This is a genomic window from Novosphingobium jiangmenense (genome assembly GCF_015694345.1).
In the GTDB taxonomy this organism is placed as follows: domain Bacteria; phylum Pseudomonadota; class Alphaproteobacteria; order Sphingomonadales; family Sphingomonadaceae; genus Novosphingobium; species Novosphingobium jiangmenense.
On the sequence record NZ_JADQDC010000001.1, the window covers coordinates 23,163 to 40,121 of the forward strand.

Sequence of the window (16,959 nt, forward strand, 5' to 3'; positions counted from 1 at the left end):
CGCAGGGCGGATAGAGCCGACGCTGTAGCGCCCGACCTCAGCGTGCGGCGGCAATCTCCGGCCTTTACCGGACCTTGCGGAGATTCCCTTGATGGTGCGAACCCTGCTCGCGGCGCTGGCGCTGATGTTCTCGCTGCCCGCCTTTGCTGACGAGGGCGAACTGGCGCCGATGCCGATCTGGCCGGAAGGCGTGCCGGTGATCAAGGACTGGCCCGGCACTGCCAAGGCCCCGGTGCGCGAGGAACTGCGCGAGAATGGCGAGCAGGTGTGGAATGTCACCGTGCCGACGCTGCAGCCCTTCCTGCCCGAACCGGCCAAGGCCAATGGCACGGCGGTGGTGATTGCGCCGGGTGGCGGCTTTCGCCTGCTCGGCATCCACCACGAAGGCACGCGCGTGGCGCGCTGGCTGGCGGCGCGGGGCATTGCCGCCTTCGTGCTGAAGTACCGCCTGATCCAGTCGCCTCCCGGCGAGAGCAACGAGGCGATGCGCAAGCGCGTGCTGGAGACCATCGCCCCCGGCGTCGGCGGGATTCCCGGCGTCGAGGACGGGTTGCAGGCGCTGCGGATCGTCCGCGCCAATGCCGCCAAATGGAAGATCGATCCGCATCGCGTCGGCATCATGGGCTTTTCCGCAGGCGGGCACGTCGCGGGGATGACGATGTATGCCGCCAATCTGGCGGAGCGGCCCGACTTTGCCGGGCTGATCTATGGCTTCCCGTTCGGTGACCCCAATCCGCCGATGCCGCCTGCCAACCTGCCCTGGCCGGAAGGCACGCCCAAGGAGCCGTGGCTGCGCCCCAAGCCGACGCCTGCGCCGGGCCGGTTGCCGCCGATGTTCCTGGCCATGGCGCAGGACGATATGGCCGTGGGGCAGGGCTTCCGTGCGTACTATGACCAGTTGTTTGCCGCAGGCTACCGGCCCGAAGTCCACCTTTATGAACGCGGCAGCCACGGCTTCGGCATGGCGACGCGGGGGACGACGGCGGACCACTGGATCGATGAGTTCGGCTGGTGGATCGAAGCGGAGGTAACGCGCAAATGACATTGAATCGCCGCCAGTTCGTCGGCACCGGGCTTGCCGCCGGGGCCGCGCTGGGCCTGCCGCGCATGGCCTTTGCCGCCGAGAAGGCCGACGTGGTGATCATCGGTGCGGGGCTTTCCGGCCTGCGCTCTGCCGAGATCCTGACCGAGCAGGGCCTCAAGGTGCTGGTGATCGATGCCAACACCCGCGTCGGCGGGCGCGTGCAGACGGTGCAGACCGCCGATGGCCCGATCGATGTCGGCGCCAGCCAGATCGGGCGCGGCTATGCCCGGGTGATCGATGCCTGCCAGCGCCACGGCCTGAAGCTGGTCAGCGAGGACCGCGACCTGCTGGCGTTCGGCTCGCACTTTGCCGGCCAGTGGATCGACGGCAAGACCTGGGCCACCAATCCGCTCAACCTGTGCGAGGGCGACGAGCGCAAGATTCCGCCCAACCTGATCGGGCAGGCGCTGGCCTCGAAGTACAACCCGCTCGAGGCGCTGGACGACTGGCTCGACCCGCGCTTTGCCGAATACGACATTTCCTTGCGCGAACTGCTTGTGCGCAAGGGCCACAGCGCGCAGGCGATCGAGCTGGCGGCCTATTCCGCGCCGGGCATCGGCATCGATGAAACCTCGGTCCTGCGCATGTGGCAGGAAGAGGTGCGCAGCAGGATCGAACGCCGCATCGGCGAGGCTGCGGCGCCTGCTGCGGCAGAATCTGGCCCGAAGCGCGAGCATCCCTTCGGCGAGGCCAACGATCACCGCGAAGTGGGCGGGCTTGCCGCGATCAGCAACATCGTCGGCGGGTGCAGCGCGCTGCCGCTGGCGATGGCGGCGAAGCTGGGCGACCGGGTGCGGCTGGGCAAGCGCGCACAGAGCATTGCGCTGTCCGATACCGGCGGCACGGTCACCTGCAGCGATGGCAGCACCTATTCGGGCCGCTTCCTGATCTGCACGCTGCCGTTCTCGATGCTGCGCGAGGTGGAGATCACCGGCAGTGCCAACCCGATTGCGCGGCAGGCGATCACCACCATGCCCTATGCCAACACCGCGCGGCTCTATGTCACGGTGGAGCGGCCGTTCTGGAAGGAGGACGGATTGCCGCCCTCGATCTCCAGCGACGGGCCGATGGGCATGTTCTGGGCGATCGACAACCACACCGGCGAAGGCGCGCATCGCGGCATGTTCGTGCTCGTCGGGCGCACCGCGCAGGCGGTTTCCGCGCTGGACCGGGGTGAGGCCGAGGCGATGCTGATCGCCGAACTGGCGCGGCTGCGGCCGGCGTCAAAGGGCGCGATCCGCGTGGCGACATGGAAGGACTGGCTGCGCGATCCGCTGCAGCGCGGTTGCGGCTTCAGCTTGGCACCGGGGCAGGTCAACGCCTTCGCGCGCGATATGGTCAAGCCGTGGCAAGTCATGCACTTTGCCGGCGAGCACACCCGCCGCACCGACTTCGGCATGGAATCGGCGATGGAAAGCGGGGAGCGTGCGGCTATCGAAGTGCTCGAGCGGACGGCGTGAGAGGGGCCATGACAATGCGTTGGATGCTTGCGGTCTTGGCGGCATGGTTTGCCGCTCCGGCGATGGCCGATGTGCCTGCGCCGGACTACGCGCAGCCGCAGTACTGGAGCACGGTCGACAGCCTGCCGCAGGGCGTGGGTGCCACCAAGGCACTGCGCGGCGTCGACGTGTTCTGGATACATCCGACGACGACGCGTTCGCCGACCGACTTCAACCACGATCCGCTCGATCCCGCCGTGCTCAAGTGGACCGAGGAAAGCGCGGTGCAGCGGCAGGGCAGCGCCTTTGCCGCCTGCTGCCGCGTGTTCGCGCCACGTTATCGCGCGGCGACGAGCAAGGCGCTGATGGACCCCGCCAATCGCGAAAAGGCCTTTGCGCTCGCCTATTCGGACGTCGAGCGCGCGTTCGACTGGTATCTCGCCCACGAGAACAAGGGCCACCCGTTCATCATCGCCGGGCACAGCCAGGGCGGCGCGCATACCGTGTCGCTGCTGGAAAAGCGGATCAAGGGCACGAAGCTGCAGGACCGGCTGGTCGCCGCCTATGTCATCGGCATCAACCTGATGGAGGGTGATCTGGCCCCCCGCCTTGCCGGGATTCCGTTCTGCAGTTCGCCTGCGCAGACCGGGTGCTTCGTGCAGTGGAACTCGGTGCTGGCGGGCAGCGATACGAGCGCGACGCTCAAGGCCTATGCCGGTGCCTTTGCCGCGCAGAACGCGGGCAAGGACGGGGGCAAGCCGCTCTGCGTCAACCCGGTGACGTTCGACGCGCGCCGCCCGCTGTCGGTTTCGGCAGAGGCCAAGGGCGCGGTTGCGGGCGATCCGGGCTTCGGGGCGATGGGGCCGCTCAAGGCAGGCGCGGTCGCTGCCGAGTGCCGCGACGGGCTGCTGACCGTGTGGCCCGCGCCGTCGCTCGGCCTGAAGCCGCTGCCGGGAGGTTCGATGCATTATCACGACGTCGGCCTGTTCTGGGCCGACATTTCCGCCAACGCCGCGCTACGCGCCAAGGCTTGGCTCAAGGCGCATGGATCACGGTGATCTGGCGCCGCTTACCGATGGAAAAGACTACAATGATCAAGATCCTTGCCCCCCTCGCCGCTCTGGCCATCGCCGCCACCCCCGCACAGGCGCAGGACGCCGCTGCGGGCAAGCGCGCGTTCCTCAAGTGCGCCGCCTGCCATTCGATCGCCAAGGGCGCGCCGAACAAGATCGGCCCGAACCTGTTCGGCGTGGTCGGCCGCAAGGCGGGCACGGCACCGGGCTTCCGCTATTCGGCGGCGATGAAGGCCAAGGGGGCAAGCATCACCTGGGATGCCGCGACGCTCGACAAGTGGCTGACGCGCCCTTCGGCAGTGGTCCCCGGCACATCAATGGCCTTTGGCGGCGTGCCCAATGCCACCGAGCGCGCCTCGATCATCGCCTATCTCAAGAAGCCGGTGCCCTGATGGTCCGGATGGATCGGCGCGGGTTGCTGGTCGGGGCAGGGGCGCTCGTCGCCTCGGCCCGGCTGGGCGCGATGGCGGCAAAGCCCGTGGCAGAACGCCAGTTCACGCTGACCGGCCCCGGTGGTCGCGAGGTCAGGGTGAGCGAGTGGAAGCCGCGCGGAAAAGCGAAGGCGCTGGTCCTGTTCAGCCACGGCGCGGGCTCCTCGCCGCGCTTCTACGAGGCGCTGTTCGCTCCGTGGCTGGCGGCGGGCTTCCACATCCTCGCGCCGCTCCACGTCGATTCCATCGAGCATCCCCGGACCAAGGACTTCCCCGGCCTCGCCAGCTGGAAGGCACGGCTCGAGGACATGCGCGTGCTGTCCGCGCATGTCGGCAAGCGGCCATGGATCGCAGGTGGGCATTCCTATGGCGGCCTTGTCGCGCTGACCATGGGCGGCGCAGCGGCAGTCCCGCCCGAGGGCTGGAGCGGGCCGCTTTCCGATCCCAATGCCCGCGCCGTGGTGGCGTTCAGCCCGCCCGCGCCGATCCCGGTGCTGTGCACGGCGGAAGGCTATGGCAAGCTCGCCGTGCCCGCGCTGGTGCAGACCGGGACAAAGGACATCGTGCCGGGCATCACCTCCACCGACGGGGAAGGCTGGCGCGGCCATCTCGTGCCCTATGACGCGGCGGCGGCGGGCGGAAACCGCTATGGCCTCGTGCTCGAAGGCGTGGACCACTACTTCGGCGGCGCGATCTGCCGCTATGACCTGCCGGGGCCGAAGCAGCTTGACCGGCTGGCCGACGCTGCGCGGGTCTCGGCACTGTTCGTCGACGCCCATGGGCGGGGGGACAGGGCGGCGGCGAAGCGGCTCGATGCGATGTTGACAGATCGCCTGCCGGTGATGCTTCTGCACAAGTAGTACCATCGGCGGGAGAGAGCATGAAGTCTGCCATTGCCGGGGCCGTTCTGGCCCTGACCACCAGCGCGTCAGCCATCGCGGCGGACAGGCCCGTTCCGCCGGACCCCACGCTGGAATTCGTGTTCGAGGAAGAGGTCGCCCTTTCGGCTGGCGTGGCCGTCGGCACGACCCCTTATGGCGGGCGGAGCATCGCGCCGATTGCCGGGGGTACGTTCAAGGGGCCGGAGATCAGCGGCACGGTGTTGCCCGGCGGATGGGACTGGCAACTTCTGCGCGCCGATGGCTGCCTTGACCTGAAGGCCGACTACTTCATCAAGACCGATGATGGCGTGACGATCAACGTCGTCAACACGGCGGTTGCCTGCCGCACGCCTGACGGCAAGCCCGGCCCGGTCCGCACCCACGCGGTGTTCGAAGCGCCGAACGGCAAGTACGACTGGATGAACCGCCAGACCTTCATCGGCTCGCTGGTGCCCGGCGACGAGAAGGTCCAGTCGGTGCGGATCAGGTTCTACCGGGTGAAGTGAGGGGGGCTTGCGCCTGGGCAGCTCGAAAAATCCACGTCACCCCGGGCTTGACCCGGGGTCCCGCTTGTCTGGTCTGGCGTGGCGCTTGGGTAGGTAGCGGGACCCCGGGTCAAGCCCGGGGTGACGGTGCGTTAAAGTGGTTGAGCAGTGGCCCACTCAAGCCCCCCCCTCAATCCTGCAGGGCAATCTCCGCAATCGTCGCGTTGAAGCCTTCCGCCGTCTGGGCCTGCGCGGCTTCGTCGGCGTCTTTCAGCTGGAGGTAGAACAGGCGGCGCAGGAAGTCCTGGCGGCGTTCCTCGCGTTCCTCCAGTGCGGCCTGATCGAGTTCGAGCGTCTCGATGCCGCCGGCAAGATCGATGCCCGACGCCTTGGCCACGCGCTCTGCGCTGTCGAGCCGGTCACGCAGGACCGAGACCTCGTTGGCCAGCACCATGACCATCGACATGACATGATCGAGGCCGGGCGTTTCGTAGAACTCCGGGCGCTTGCCGCGGGCGTGGCGGATGACGTGGGGGCGTTCTTCGGTCATTGCTTCGGCTCCGGTCATGCCGCGATCTTCCGGGCGAGGGGCTTGCGCGCGATCAGCACTTCCCAGCCGCCGCCCGGCGCGAATTCGCCTGCGGTGAATTCACGCTCGGCCACGGCCTCGCTCGCTTCCTGGCTGTAGCCTTCGGCGGCGGCGGCGAATTCCATCACCGCCATCGGCGCGGTATCGAAGCGCACGTCGGCACGGTCGAAGCCGGCCTTCTCGGCCAGCGCGATCTGGTCCATGTCGCGCATCGCGCCCCAGAACGGCTCGTTGTTGTACCAGGTCTCGTTGTCGAGGATGAACTGGGTGAACGGGTCCATCAGGTCGAACGGCGGCAGGTCAGCGTGGATCATCAACCCGCCCGGCGCGAGCACGCGGTGCGCCTCGGCGAATATCTTCGGCATGGCCTTGCCACTCGTTTCGTGCAGCAGGATGTGGCTGACGACGAGGTCGAAATGGCCATCGGGGAAGGAGGTCTCCTCGGCGCTCATCTGTGCGTAGTTGACCTCGAGCCCGAAACCGGCGGCGCGGGCATGGGCATAACGGATGCACGGCCCGCCGACATCGATGCCCCACACCTCTGCTTCGGGGAACAGTTCCTTGTAGGGCAGGGTCGAATGGCCGACGGTGCAGCCCATGTCGAGAATGCGGCGGGGCTGGAAATCGGGCATGTGGCGCTTGATGTAGTTCACCACCGAGCGGCCCATGTCGTCGTTGTTGGGGCCGGTATAGCCCATCGAATAGAGATAGACGCCGCGATCGTAGAGCGCGCCGACCGAGATGTCGTCCTCGCAGACCTCGCTGCAATAGCCGCCGGGCATGCAGTGAATATCGAGCGCGGTGACATAGCGCGGCGGCTGGAAGCCTTCGGGGATGACCAGCTGCGCCTTGGTCGAGGCCGAGAGCGCCTTGGCCTGCGCGATCAGTTCGGGCAGCTGGCGATCGACAGAGCCGTTGACCGATTCCCACAGCAGTTCCTGCGCGATGCGGTTGGCGGCGGCGTAGTGCTGGAAGTAGATGTCGCCGACCATGCCGTTGCGGATGTCGCGCCGGTCCTGCGGCGGGCGGCCATGTTCCTTCTCGAACTTGCGCGCCACGCGGGTCTGGTAGATCGGCGTCAGGCCGGGGAGCAGGGTGGACTGGATGAAGCCCTTGAAGCTCTTGGTGAACTCCTGACGGGCGGCTTCGTCGGCAGTGGCCTTGGGCAGGGCGGGATGATCGGCCTGCTGGAACGTATTGAGCATCTAGCGACTCCGCTTCGCACTTGCGCGTATCCCTGCATGGTGCCTTGGCCCCCCATCCGGCAAGGCCTGCCCCGAAGTGCTGTCCGCGTGGCGGATAGCATGGGGGCGCCCCGTGCAGGGGTTTTGATTCAGGGCATTTTTGATCCTACAGATTCCCCCAACTCCAAGGAATGGGCAGCGATGGACGACCAGAATTTTTCCCGCCGCGAAAGCATGGGCTTTGCCGCGCTGATGGCCGGCATGGTGGCCCTGCCAGCTACCGCCAGCGCGGCGGCGAAGAAGGCGAAGGGCAAGCCAAAGGTCGATTTCATCACCAAGATCGACTTCAAGGACCCGAAGTGGACGCGCGACACTTATGCGCGCATCGATGCCGATATCGATCCCACCAAGGAAAAGTGCGGCTGGATCAAGGGCAAGGCCTATGGCGTGCGCCCGAACGAGAAGGTGCGCCCGCTGTTCGGCGTCGAAGGCTTCAGCTTCGTGCGGACCAAGCGGCTCGAGGACGGCTCGTTCCGCCGCATGCTGCGCGAGATCGTGTTCTACCGCAATCTCGAGACCGGCGAGATCATGAAGGAATGGGACAATCCCTATACCGGTGAGCGGGTGAAGGTGGTGCCGATCGCCAACGATCCGTTCAACTTCACGATCAGCGAATTCCAGCCCGAAGCGCCCTCCTATGGCGGCTTGCAGAAGAGCGAGCCGAAGAAGGTGCCGTTCCTGCAGGACTGGGAATTCGGCCCCAACGGCACGATGCTGCTGCACACAGGGATCGACATGCAGTATCCCAACGCGCTGCAGCCGGACAAGTGGGTGCGCGAAAGCTCCGGCGCGATGAACCGCGTGTCCGAACACTTCATCTATGTGGTGAAGAAGGAAGACGTCGAGAATCCCTACCTCACCCACATCCCGCACATCGGCGCGTGGAGCCGCATCACGCCGTGGCTGCCGTGGATGCTGATGGGCCAGGCCGAGGGCCACGTCAGCTACTTCACCCATTTCCAGACCATCCCCGATGGCATCAAGGGCCTGCCCGCCGATCTCGTCGCCGCCGCCCGCGCGATGGACGAGAAGTGGCTGCATTCGCCGACCGAGGACTATGGCCCCTCGCTGTCGAGCCTTGAAAACTACGCCCGCGAACAGAAGCCGGCGCCGGTGCCTGCCGGCTGGTCCCCGCCCAAGCCGCCGGCGCCTGCCGCGCCATTTCCGGTGAAGAAGCCGGAGTGAGCTTGAAGGGTTGTGCCAGTGCCCACCCCCAACCCCTCCCGCCTGCGGGAGGGGAGAAGAAGGCAGATCACGTCCCCCTCCCGCAGGCGGGAGGGGTTAGGGGTGGGCACAGGCGCAATGCCCTGAACCTGAGCACCCAATGGCCCTGACCCTCACCCCCGAAGCCCGCCGCGAACTGGCAAGCGGATGGCCGCTGGTCCTTGCCGCAGCCCTTGCCATCGGCGTTGGCACGATGGGCATCGGGTTCTACTCGCTTGGCCTGTTCGTAAAGCCGCTGCAGGCCGAATTCGGCTGGAGCCGCGCGGCTGTCTCTGGCGCGGCGACGTTCCAGCAGTTCGGCATCTTCCTCTCGGCACCGCTGGTCGGCTGGCTGGCCGACCGCTGGGGCGCGAGGCCGATTGCGGTGGCAAGCTTCATCGCCACGCCGCTGGCGCTGCTCATGCTGGCGCGCACCGGCAATTCCGTGGCGGCGTGGGACGCGCTGTGGCTGCTGGTCTCGCTGGCAGGCGCGGGGACGACACCGGCGATCTGGGCGCGGATCGTCTCGCTGCGCTTCGATGCCGCGCGCGGATTGGCGCTCGGGCTGATGCTGATGGGCACCGGCACCGCGGCGATGCTCGCTCCGGCGCTGCTCGGCCCGGTCTTCGTGGCAAGCGGCTGGCGCACGGCGGTTCTGGTCATGGCAAGCGCAACGCTGCTGGTCGGCCTGCCCGCAAGTCTGCTCGTCGGCACGGCAGACCGGCCCGCGTCCGGGACCCGCGCCAGGGGCCGCTTCGAGGCCAATCGCCAGACGCTCATGCTCCTCCTGATCGCCTTCCTGCTCGGGCTGATCGTGGCCGGGCTGATCGTGCATCTCGTGCCGATGCTGGTCGATCGCGGCATGACGGCAGCCGATGCAGCGCAAGTGGCGGCGGGCGTGGGCGTGGCCGTGCTGGTGGCGCGGCTGGTCGTCGGCTATCTGTTCGACCGCTTCCACGCGCCCTATGTCGCCGCGCTGTTCCTGCTCTCGCCAGTCGCCGCCGCGCTGCTGCTGTGGAACGGCGGGCCGGTGGTCCTCGCCGCGCTGATGCTTGGCCTTGCCGCCGGGGCCGAGGTCGACATGCTCGCCTACTTCACCGGTCGCTACGCCGCGCTCGCCAACTATGGCGCGACTTATGGCGGCGTGCTCGGCGTGTTCTGCCTTGGCGCAGGGCTGGGGCCGCTGCTGTTCGGCAAGGCTTATGACGCGCTGGGTGGATACAACACCGCGCTGCTCGGATCGGCAGCCGTGCTCGCTGTGGTCGTGGCCCTTATCGCCACGCTCGGACGCTATCGCTCAGAGGCCTAGCGCCCCCGGATTCATCAACCCTTGCGGATCAAGCTCCCGCTTCACCGCGCCAAGCAACCCCTTCGCTCGCTCGGACAGCCGCGTCTGATAAGGGTAGGCCCGCCCGATCTGGAAGTGCCCTGCGCCGAACTGCTGGAACAGCGCGACGATGGCTTCCTTGACCTCGTCGGCACAGGCCCTGGCTTCCGCGTCGGCGGGAAAGTCCTTGAGGCCCTTGATGTAGTCCGCGTCCAGCGTGGTCAGGTGATACTCCGTCCGCGCATCGGGCCAATAGAGTGCGATTTCATAGAGAAAGCCTGAAGGGCCAACCGGCGAGAACATCGTGCCGGTCCACACGCCCAGCCGCTCCATGTCGGCCTTGCGCGATGCCAGCAGCGCATGGAACGCATCGTTGAACGCAACCGCCTTGTCATGCGCCAGCACGCCGTGGATCGGCACCCAGCGTTCGCCACCGGGGCCGAGGATGTTGAACAGCGGCGCGAACGGGACCGAGCGCACGAAGGTCGGCACCGTATTGGCAATCTCGCGCCCGTGCTGGCTGACGAGGCGGCGCAGCTGCTTCGCCTTGTGCGCGGCGTCTTCGGCATCGAAGCCTTCGACGATGAAGTGGCACATGTATTGTCCGGCGCGCATCGGGTTCTCGCCGGCGATCGCCATCTTCACGAGGGACGCGAGGCCCTTGAGCTTGCTGGGCGCCTTCTGCATCACCTGCAGCGCGATCTTCAGCCTTGCGCCGACGCCTTCCTGCCGCGCGATCTGGCCTTGCGACAGGGCGAGGTCGAGGCCGAAGTGGCTGTCGTCCAGCCTGGCGATCTGTGCCGTTCGCACGCCCGCGTGGTAATCGGCAAAGCTGTCGAACGCGAAGGACACCGCCTCGGCGTCTTGCAGGATCGGCAGCAGCGGCATCCGGATGCGCGCCTTGATCCCGAACGCGCCGCAATCGCCGGTGAACAGGCCGGTGAGGTCCGGCCCGTACCAGCGCATCGCATCGCAGGCATTGGTCGTGAGCAGATCGCCACTGGCCAGCACGACATCGAAGCCGATCACCGATTGCGCGGAAATGCCGTGTGCGGTGCTGCCGTGGCTCAGCGTGTTCTGGCTCATCGATCCGCCGACCGTGGCGGCAAGGCCGGAGAACGGCCCCCAGAACGGCGTGCGCAGGCCCTTGGCCTCAAGCGCGGCCTTGAGATTCGCCCAAGTCACGCCCGCGCCGACAGTGACGACGGCATTGGCCTCGTCGATGGCAATCTCGTCCAGCGCCCCGGCATCGATCAGCACGTGGCCGCCTTCGGGCCGGATATAGCCATCGGTATAGGAGGCGCCGCCGCCGCGCGGCACCATCGCCACGCCCGCCGTCGCGCACAGCCGCACCGCATCTTGCAGCGCCTCGACCGTGGCGGGGCGCACTGCCGCCAGTGGCAACCCGCCCGTGCGATAGACGTCATTGGCGAAATAGCGCAGCCGGTCGGCGCCCGTCTCCACCGCATCGGCGCCCAGCGCCTGCCTCAGAGAGTCGAGAAGATCGGTCATCGCCATTGGCCCCACGTCGGATTCATCGCCGCTCTCATGCCACGCGGTGACCGCCTGCGAAACCGGCGGAGCGGTCTATCCGGTGTGCGGACAGATGCGGCGGCGGATGTGGGGAACGGCGCGTCTGACGCATCATGCCATTGATCCGCAAAGCGAAGAATCATGGCAACGACCGCGCCCACAATCATCGATCTCGCCATTGAAGAGGCAACGCCCGAGGCGCTCGCCCCGTTCGGGCAGGTGATCGGCCGCGTCGATGGCGCGGTGCCGGTCCCGGTCGATTTCTACAAGGGCGCGGTGAAGATGAGCTACCCGGCGCGCTTCACCTGCGAACATCCGGTGGAGATCACCGTCGCCCACATGGAGCGACGCCCCGGCGAAGTGCGCTACATGGAGCGGCACTTCCAGCACACGCAGGCCTTCCTGCCGCTGGCGGGCAAGCCGTTCATCGCGGTGATGGCCCCGCCTTCGGATGGCGATCTGCCCGACCTTTCGCAGGTGCGCGCCTTCCGCTTCGACGGCAGCGCCGGTTTCGCCATGCACCTTGGCACCTGGCACGAATTTCCCTTCGCGATCGAGGACGGGACAGACCTCGTCGTGATCCTTTCCAGCCAGACCGGCTATGATCTGAAAGGCAAGGATGCCCAGACCGAGGAGGCCCACGGGCCGGACCTCGACAAGAAGGACATCGTCGCCCGCACCGGCCATGTCTTCCGTTTCCAGCTTCCGGAGCCAATCGATGGTTGAACGCACGAACCTTGATCGCAAGGTCTTTCCCAAGGGCAGCCAGCCCGTCGTCTTCGGTGATCAGACCACCGATGCGCTGGCCGGGATGGTGCTGGCGCTGCTGGGCGAAGTGGTGGTGCTGAAGGACCGGCTCGATGCCAACGAACGCCTGCTCAAGGCGGCGGGGCTGCACGGGCCGGAAGGCGTCGATGCGTTCAATCCCGATGCCGATGTGCGCGCCCATCGCGGCGCATACCGGCAGGCGATCTATGACCGCGTGCTGGGCGTGGCGCGCGATCGCCTCCTGCCCGAAGCGCTGGCCGAACAGCAGGCCTACGAGGGCGAAGTCGCCCGCGTCGCTGCAGACTGAAATCCGAGGAGCACCCGATGTCCGAGATGAACCACCAGCACTTCGGCCACGCGGTCATGCCGCAGGCGACGCACGATGAACAGGCGATGGAGGACCATTTCCTGGCGATGCGGATGTGGACCAACCGCAATCTCGATCCGCTTGATCGCCGCCTGCTCGATGAAGTGATCGTGCCGCAAGTAACTGCCAAGACCGGCACCGCGCCCAAGTCCAGCGCGCAAGTGCGTCAGGCGCTCGAGGCGCATCCGCTGCACCAGCTCTGGCTCACCCTCTCGCTGTTCTATCAGGACCGCATCTGGCAGGTGCTGGACGGCGCGATCGACCGGCAGTTCGAGGAGCTGGCCGCGAAGGTGGATGCGCAGGTCGCCAGCCCTAAGGGCTCGCTGCACCTGAACCCGGATGTCGAGATTCCGCGCTATATCTCGGCCATCGACCATCACCGCATGCCGGGCAGCTACACGGTCGACACCGCCGACAAGGACTTCCGCGCAGGGGCGCTTTATGACCGCTTCGCCTCGACCTATCTGCGCAATCTCAACGGCGGGTGGAAGAACGACGGGCGCGGGCATACCCTCGCCAGCCACGTCCACGATTTCTATCCGGACCTGAAGCCCGCGCGCATTCTCGATCTCGGCTGCTCGGTTGGCCATTCCACCGTGGCCATCGCGCAAGCCTTTCCGGATGCGGAAGTCCACGCCATCGACGTCGGCGCACCGATGCTGCGCTATGGCCATGCCCGTGCCGAGGCGATGGGCGTTGCCGTGCATTTCAGCCAGCAGAACGCCGAAAGCACCGACTTTGCCGATGGCTCGTTCGATCTCGTCACCTCCTCGGCGCTGATGCACGAAACCTCGGCCAAGGGGATGCGCGCCATCATGAAGGAATGCTTCCGCCTGCTGCGCCCCGGTGGCGTGATGTGCCACGTCGATGTGCCGCCCCGGCATGAGCACCTTTCGCTGTGGGACCAGATGCGCTGCGATTTCGAAAGCCACTACAACAACGAACCGTTCATGACCTCGCTGGCGCGGACGGACTGGGTGGAAGTGGCCGAAAAGGCAGGATTTTCGCGCGAGGTGATCGCGGCAGGCTATCGCAGGGGCACCTTCTTCCTCAAGCCCGAACGCGCCGACTTCTTTACCGAGGGCGATCCGAACGGGCGGACGCTGCTGGGTTCGTGGTACGCCTGCTCGGCGGTGAAGTGACGTGCTGATCGATACGATGACGGGCCTCGGGACCGGCGCCGTGACGCGCCGTGGCCTGCTTGGCGGAGTGGGTGCGGGCATGGCGCTCGCGGCAACGCCATCGCTGGCTGCGGCGGGCAAGGGGCCGATCCGCCCGCTCGACGTGAACGACCCGCGCGAGAACCTCTATGGCTTTGCCAAGATGTGGGGCACGATCGGCGCGAAGCCGGTGATCAGCGCCTATCAGGGCGTGCAATATGCCGTGGTCGGCAAGAAGCGCGCCACGCCGCTGTTCGGGTTCTACGGCTTCGCCAATATCCGCAACGCGATCCAGGGCGATGGCAGCGTCAAGGTGATGGGCAAGGAGTGCGGCTACTTCGTCGATCTGGCCAGCGGCAAGATACTGGATACGTGGGACAATCCGTGGACGGGCGAACGGGTGGAGACATGGCCGTTCCTCAATGACAAGTTCCGCGGCACGCTCGGCCTGACGCGCAAGGTCTATGAGGTCAACGGCAGCAGGACGGTGAACAACGATGCCAAGGGCGGCAGCGATGCCGAACCCTTCCGCCTGCCGTGGCAGGTGATCGGCGACCAGTACCTGCTGGGGTGGGACTATGCCCACGAATACGTCAACCCGGTGACGCCCGAAGGCTGGCCCAAGGCGTCCTCGGGCCGCATGGTAAACCCTTCGGAACACTTCGTTCTGTACACTCCGCGCGCCGAGATCGATGACCGCTCGGTGGAATCCGCGCGCTATCACGGCGGCTTCATGCGGCAGGGGCCGTGGTGGCCGTGGATGAAGATGGGGCAATCGGGCGTCGATGGCGTGCTGATGGGCCGGATGCATTCCTACAAGATCACCGGCACCCACGACGACATCCCGCGCGTGGTGCTGGACCGCGTGATCAAGGACCGGCCCGACCTGCTGACCGACCCGACCGACGGGCCGGATGCGGGCGTGGTCGATACTTTCGGCAAGTATGCCCGCGACGTGCCGCCGGAAGTGGCGGGTTACAGAAAGCCCTGATCAGTCAATTACTTCGCCACGCGCTTGAGGAACGGCATCGCCTTCTCAAGCGCGCTGGCGGGGCAATCGAGCGGCATCATGTGGCCGCAATTCTCGATGACGACGAGCGCCTTGTCCCTGGCGGCGGCGAGGTCCAGCGCCTTGGCGCCCTCCCGGTCAAGCCGGGTCTCGTGATCCTGCGCGGACCACAGCAGCAGCGTCGGCGCGTTGATTTTCCTCAGGTCTTCCGGCGTGCGGGCGAGGGGCGTGGACTTGGCAGCGGCTGCGGCATTGGCCGGATCGCGCAGCATGCGGTTGTTGAGCAGCGTCCACTCCTCGACCAGCGCGGGCGTGACAACCGCTTTGTTTTCAACGTTGTAGAGCAGGATCTGACGCCAGTATTCGGGCGCATGCCAGCCGGGGTGCCTGGCGTCTTCGGCAAGCGCGTCCCTGAAGGATTGCGGCAGGCCGGCCATGTCGAACTGGAGCGAGCCGACGGCGATGTTGTTGAGAACGATGCCGTTTATCCGCTCCGGATGCTCGGCGGCATAGGCGGCGGCGGGGACGCCCGCGCTCGACGTGCCGACGATGACGAAGCGTTTTGCGCCCGCCTTGGACATCAGCGCGTCGATGACCTTGAAGCGGTGTTCCATCGAATAGTCTGCCGCGGGATGCGGGCCGGACAGGCCGAGGGGTGATTGGTCATAGCGTACGACCTTGAAATGCTTGCGCAATTCCTTGGCCCAATGATCCCACTGGCGCAGGCTGGCGAAGGAGCCGTGGAGCAGCAGGATCGCCGGGCCATGGCCCTCGATCACGTATTGCACCCGTTCGCCATCGATTTGCGCGAAGCGCGAACTCTTCGAGGCAAAGCGGGAACTCAGGGCCAACTCTTCCGAACTCGGGGCCAACTCTCGCGAACTCTCCGGGGGCAAAGGGGTAGCACCGGGGAGCAGGGCGAGGGCGGCGAGGGGGAGGAGCAGGCGCTTCATCGTGTGCGCTCCGCTTCCAGCTTCATCACCACGTAGCGTCCGTTGTAGTTGCATGACGATCCCTCTGCGCGGGCGAGGTCGCTATCGAATGTCAATTGCGACAGGCCGAAGAATTCGTGGGAGGTGGTAGCGGCGTGTCCGGGGTCGGCCTCGTAGCCGTAGCGCAAGTGCCAGCGGCCATCGGGCAGGGCGGTGAGCCGTTCGGCGAAGCTCAGCGAGCGCGAATTGCGCCCGCCGCTGGCGCCGCCCTTGGTGGAGATCACGACACGCGGGGTGCCGCCAGCGTCGGCGATTTCCATGTCCGCGTCCCATTCGTAGAGCGTGGAGCCATCGGGGGCGAGGGTGGTGCCGTGGAGCGCCCAGAGGCCGCAAATATCCGGAATTGCTGTCATTTCACCGTCCGGTCGAGCCACAGGCGCAGATCGCGCGCCGTTTCCTCCGGCAGTTCGAGCATCGGGTAGTGGCCGAGATCGGGGTAGTGGATGACGTCGACCTTCGTGCCGGAGAATTGCGAAACCGCCTTTGTTGCCAAGGCCTTGGGCAGGACCGGATCGCGATCGCCCCATTGCAGCAGGATCGGCGCGCCGACCTTCGCCGCATCGCCCGCAGCGCCCTTGGCCCACACCGCCTTCTTGTTGGCCTCCCAATAGGCCTTCACCCGCGCGAAGCCGCCGGGGATGGTGTTGGTCTCATAGTACCAGTCGACCGTGGCTTCGGTCAGACGTTCGGGACGCCCGTAGAGTTCGGACAGCGACTGGCGGTAGTAGGCGCGCGGATAGTAGTTCGGCACGAGGTTCTCGTGCGTCCAGATCATCGCCCACATCAGGCGGCTGAAATCGGTGGGCGGCGGCGCTTCGAGCGGCAGCGCGGACAGCGCCAGCGCGGTGACCTGATCAGGATGGCGCGCGGCATAGAGCGTTGAAATCGTTGCCCCGCTCGACGTGCCGACGAGGGCGAAGCGGGTCAGCCCCTTGGCCGCGACGACCTGTTCGAGCAGGCTGACGACGCCCGGCATCCCGGTGGACGGTGCGCTGTCGGTGGAGAGGCCATAGGGCGGCCAATCGAAGCGGATGACGCGGTACCTGTCCTTCAGCGCATCGGCCCAGCCATCCCATTCGCGCAAGTTGGTCATCGAACTGTGCAGCATGATCACCACCGGTCCATCGCGCGGGCCTTCGTCGCGCATGTGCAGCGTGGCGGTGCCGATCTTCTCGAAGGTGGAGGGGGCCGATGCCTGCGCGGCGCGGACCTCTTCATAGGAAGGATTCCACCAGCCGGCGCGCATCGTGCCGAGCACGGCGGCGAGGGCGAGGGCGAGCAGGCCGACGATCTTGAGCAGGCGCTTCATGGTTCCTCGCTTCATGCCTTTTCCGGGCCGGAACGGTGAAGCCATCAGCCTATGGCGCGGCGGGC

Annotated in this window: 18 protein-coding genes; 12 read left to right on the plus strand and 6 right to left on the minus strand. The window is 66.7% G+C overall.

The features are described from left to right. The first annotated feature begins 94 nt into the window (after positions 1-94). From I2488_RS00105 to I2488_RS00130, 6 genes are read left to right on the plus strand one after another with little or no spacing between them, the layout of a single operon-like run. Positions 95-1,042 (plus strand): alpha/beta hydrolase, encoded by a 948-nt coding sequence (locus tag I2488_RS00105; protein ID WP_343070943.1) that lies wholly within the window; start codon positions 95-97, stop codon positions 1,040-1,042. Beyond that, complete coding sequence (locus I2488_RS00110) at positions 1,039-2,544, plus strand: flavin monoamine oxidase family protein (RefSeq protein ID WP_196273779.1); 1,506 nt, start codon at positions 1,039-1,041, stop codon at positions 2,542-2,544. Before I2488_RS00105 ends, I2488_RS00110 begins: the two co-directional genes overlap by 4 nt. 14 nt (positions 2,545-2,558) lie before the next feature. Next, positions 2,559-3,581: a DUF3089 domain-containing protein gene (locus I2488_RS00115; RefSeq protein ID WP_196273780.1), complete on the plus strand. Its 1,023-nt coding sequence runs from the start codon at positions 2,559-2,561 to the stop codon at positions 3,579-3,581. A gap of 32 nt (positions 3,582-3,613) precedes the next feature. After that, complete coding sequence (locus tag I2488_RS00120; RefSeq protein WP_196273781.1) at positions 3,614-3,988, plus strand: c-type cytochrome; 375 nt, start codon at positions 3,614-3,616, stop codon at positions 3,986-3,988. Continuing rightward, positions 3,988-4,887, plus strand: a complete 900-nt coding sequence (locus I2488_RS00125; RefSeq protein WP_196273782.1) for an alpha/beta hydrolase family protein — start codon at positions 3,988-3,990, stop codon at positions 4,885-4,887. The genes I2488_RS00120 and I2488_RS00125 overlap by 1 nt, the downstream gene beginning before the upstream one ends. 20 nt (positions 4,888-4,907) lie before the next feature. Beyond that, positions 4,908-5,414, plus strand: a complete 507-nt coding sequence (locus I2488_RS00130) for a DUF3237 domain-containing protein (protein ID WP_196273783.1) — start codon at positions 4,908-4,910, stop codon at positions 5,412-5,414. Positions 5,415-5,583: 169 nt separating this feature from the next. Here I2488_RS00130 and I2488_RS00135 read toward each other — a convergent pair whose 3' ends face one another. Together I2488_RS00135 and I2488_RS00140 are read right to left on the minus strand one after the other, a co-directional pair. Beyond that, complete coding sequence (locus I2488_RS00135) at positions 5,584-5,943, minus strand: hypothetical protein (protein ID WP_246465384.1); 360 nt, start codon at positions 5,941-5,943, stop codon at positions 5,584-5,586. Positions 5,944-5,957: 14 nt separating this feature from the next. Further along, entirely contained in the window at positions 5,958-7,187 is a 1,230-nt protein-coding gene (locus tag I2488_RS00140) for a class I SAM-dependent methyltransferase (protein WP_196273785.1), read from the minus strand. 180 nt (positions 7,188-7,367) lie between these two features. Here I2488_RS00140 and I2488_RS00145 point away from each other — a divergent pair, with 180 nt between their 5' ends. After that, entirely contained in the window at positions 7,368-8,411 is a 1,044-nt protein-coding gene (locus tag I2488_RS00145; RefSeq protein WP_196273786.1) for a DUF1838 family protein, read from the plus strand. Between the two features lie 139 nt (positions 8,412-8,550). Continuing rightward, positions 8,551-9,738: an MFS transporter gene (locus I2488_RS00150; protein WP_196273787.1), complete on the plus strand. Its 1,188-nt coding sequence runs from the start codon at positions 8,551-8,553 to the stop codon at positions 9,736-9,738. On the opposite strand, the gene I2488_RS00155 is transcribed toward I2488_RS00150, so the two are convergent. Then, on the minus strand, positions 9,727-11,268 hold the full coding sequence (locus I2488_RS00155; RefSeq protein WP_246465385.1) for an FAD-binding oxidoreductase: 1,542 nt from the start codon (positions 11,266-11,268) through the stop codon (positions 9,727-9,729). The genes I2488_RS00150 and I2488_RS00155 overlap by 12 nt on opposite strands. A 162-nt stretch (positions 11,269-11,430) precedes the next feature. Between I2488_RS00155 and I2488_RS00160 the strand changes: the two genes are divergently transcribed. The 4 genes from I2488_RS00160 to I2488_RS00175 are packed head-to-tail and all read left to right on the plus strand — an operon-like array spanning position 11,431 to position 14,575. Further along, complete coding sequence (locus I2488_RS00160; protein ID WP_196273789.1) at positions 11,431-12,015, plus strand: ureidoglycolate lyase; 585 nt, start codon at positions 11,431-11,433, stop codon at positions 12,013-12,015. Next, on the plus strand, positions 12,008-12,364 hold the full coding sequence (locus tag I2488_RS00165) for a hypothetical protein (protein ID WP_196273790.1): 357 nt from the start codon (positions 12,008-12,010) through the stop codon (positions 12,362-12,364). Before I2488_RS00160 ends, I2488_RS00165 begins: the two co-directional genes overlap by 8 nt. Before the next feature lie 17 nt (positions 12,365-12,381). Then, positions 12,382-13,566 carry a class I SAM-dependent methyltransferase gene (locus tag I2488_RS00170; protein WP_196273791.1) on the plus strand — a complete coding sequence of 395 codons (1,185 nt, stop codon included), beginning with the start codon at positions 12,382-12,384 and terminating at the stop codon, positions 13,564-13,566. Position 13,567: 1 nt separating this feature from the next. Next, positions 13,568-14,575 carry a DUF1838 family protein gene (locus I2488_RS00175; protein WP_196273792.1) on the plus strand — a complete coding sequence of 336 codons (1,008 nt, stop codon included), beginning with the start codon at positions 13,568-13,570 and terminating at the stop codon, positions 14,573-14,575. Between the two features lie 8 nt (positions 14,576-14,583). Here the strand turns inward: I2488_RS00175 and I2488_RS00180 are convergent, their stop codons facing one another. The 3 genes from I2488_RS00180 to I2488_RS00190 all read right to left on the minus strand — a co-directional run bounded on the left by I2488_RS00180 (position 14,584) and on the right by I2488_RS00190 (position 16,909). Then, entirely contained in the window at positions 14,584-15,444 is an 861-nt protein-coding gene (locus tag I2488_RS00180) for an alpha/beta fold hydrolase (RefSeq protein WP_246465386.1), read from the minus strand. A gap of 98 nt (positions 15,445-15,542) precedes the next feature. Continuing rightward, positions 15,543-15,938, minus strand: a complete 396-nt coding sequence (locus I2488_RS00185; RefSeq protein WP_196273794.1) for a Cap15 family cyclic dinucleotide receptor domain-containing protein — start codon at positions 15,936-15,938, stop codon at positions 15,543-15,545. Then, positions 15,935-16,909: an alpha/beta fold hydrolase gene (locus I2488_RS00190; protein ID WP_196273795.1), complete on the minus strand. Its 975-nt coding sequence runs from the start codon at positions 16,907-16,909 to the stop codon at positions 15,935-15,937. The genes I2488_RS00185 and I2488_RS00190 overlap by 4 nt, the downstream gene beginning before the upstream one ends. Between the last annotated feature and the right edge of the window lie 50 nt (positions 16,910-16,959).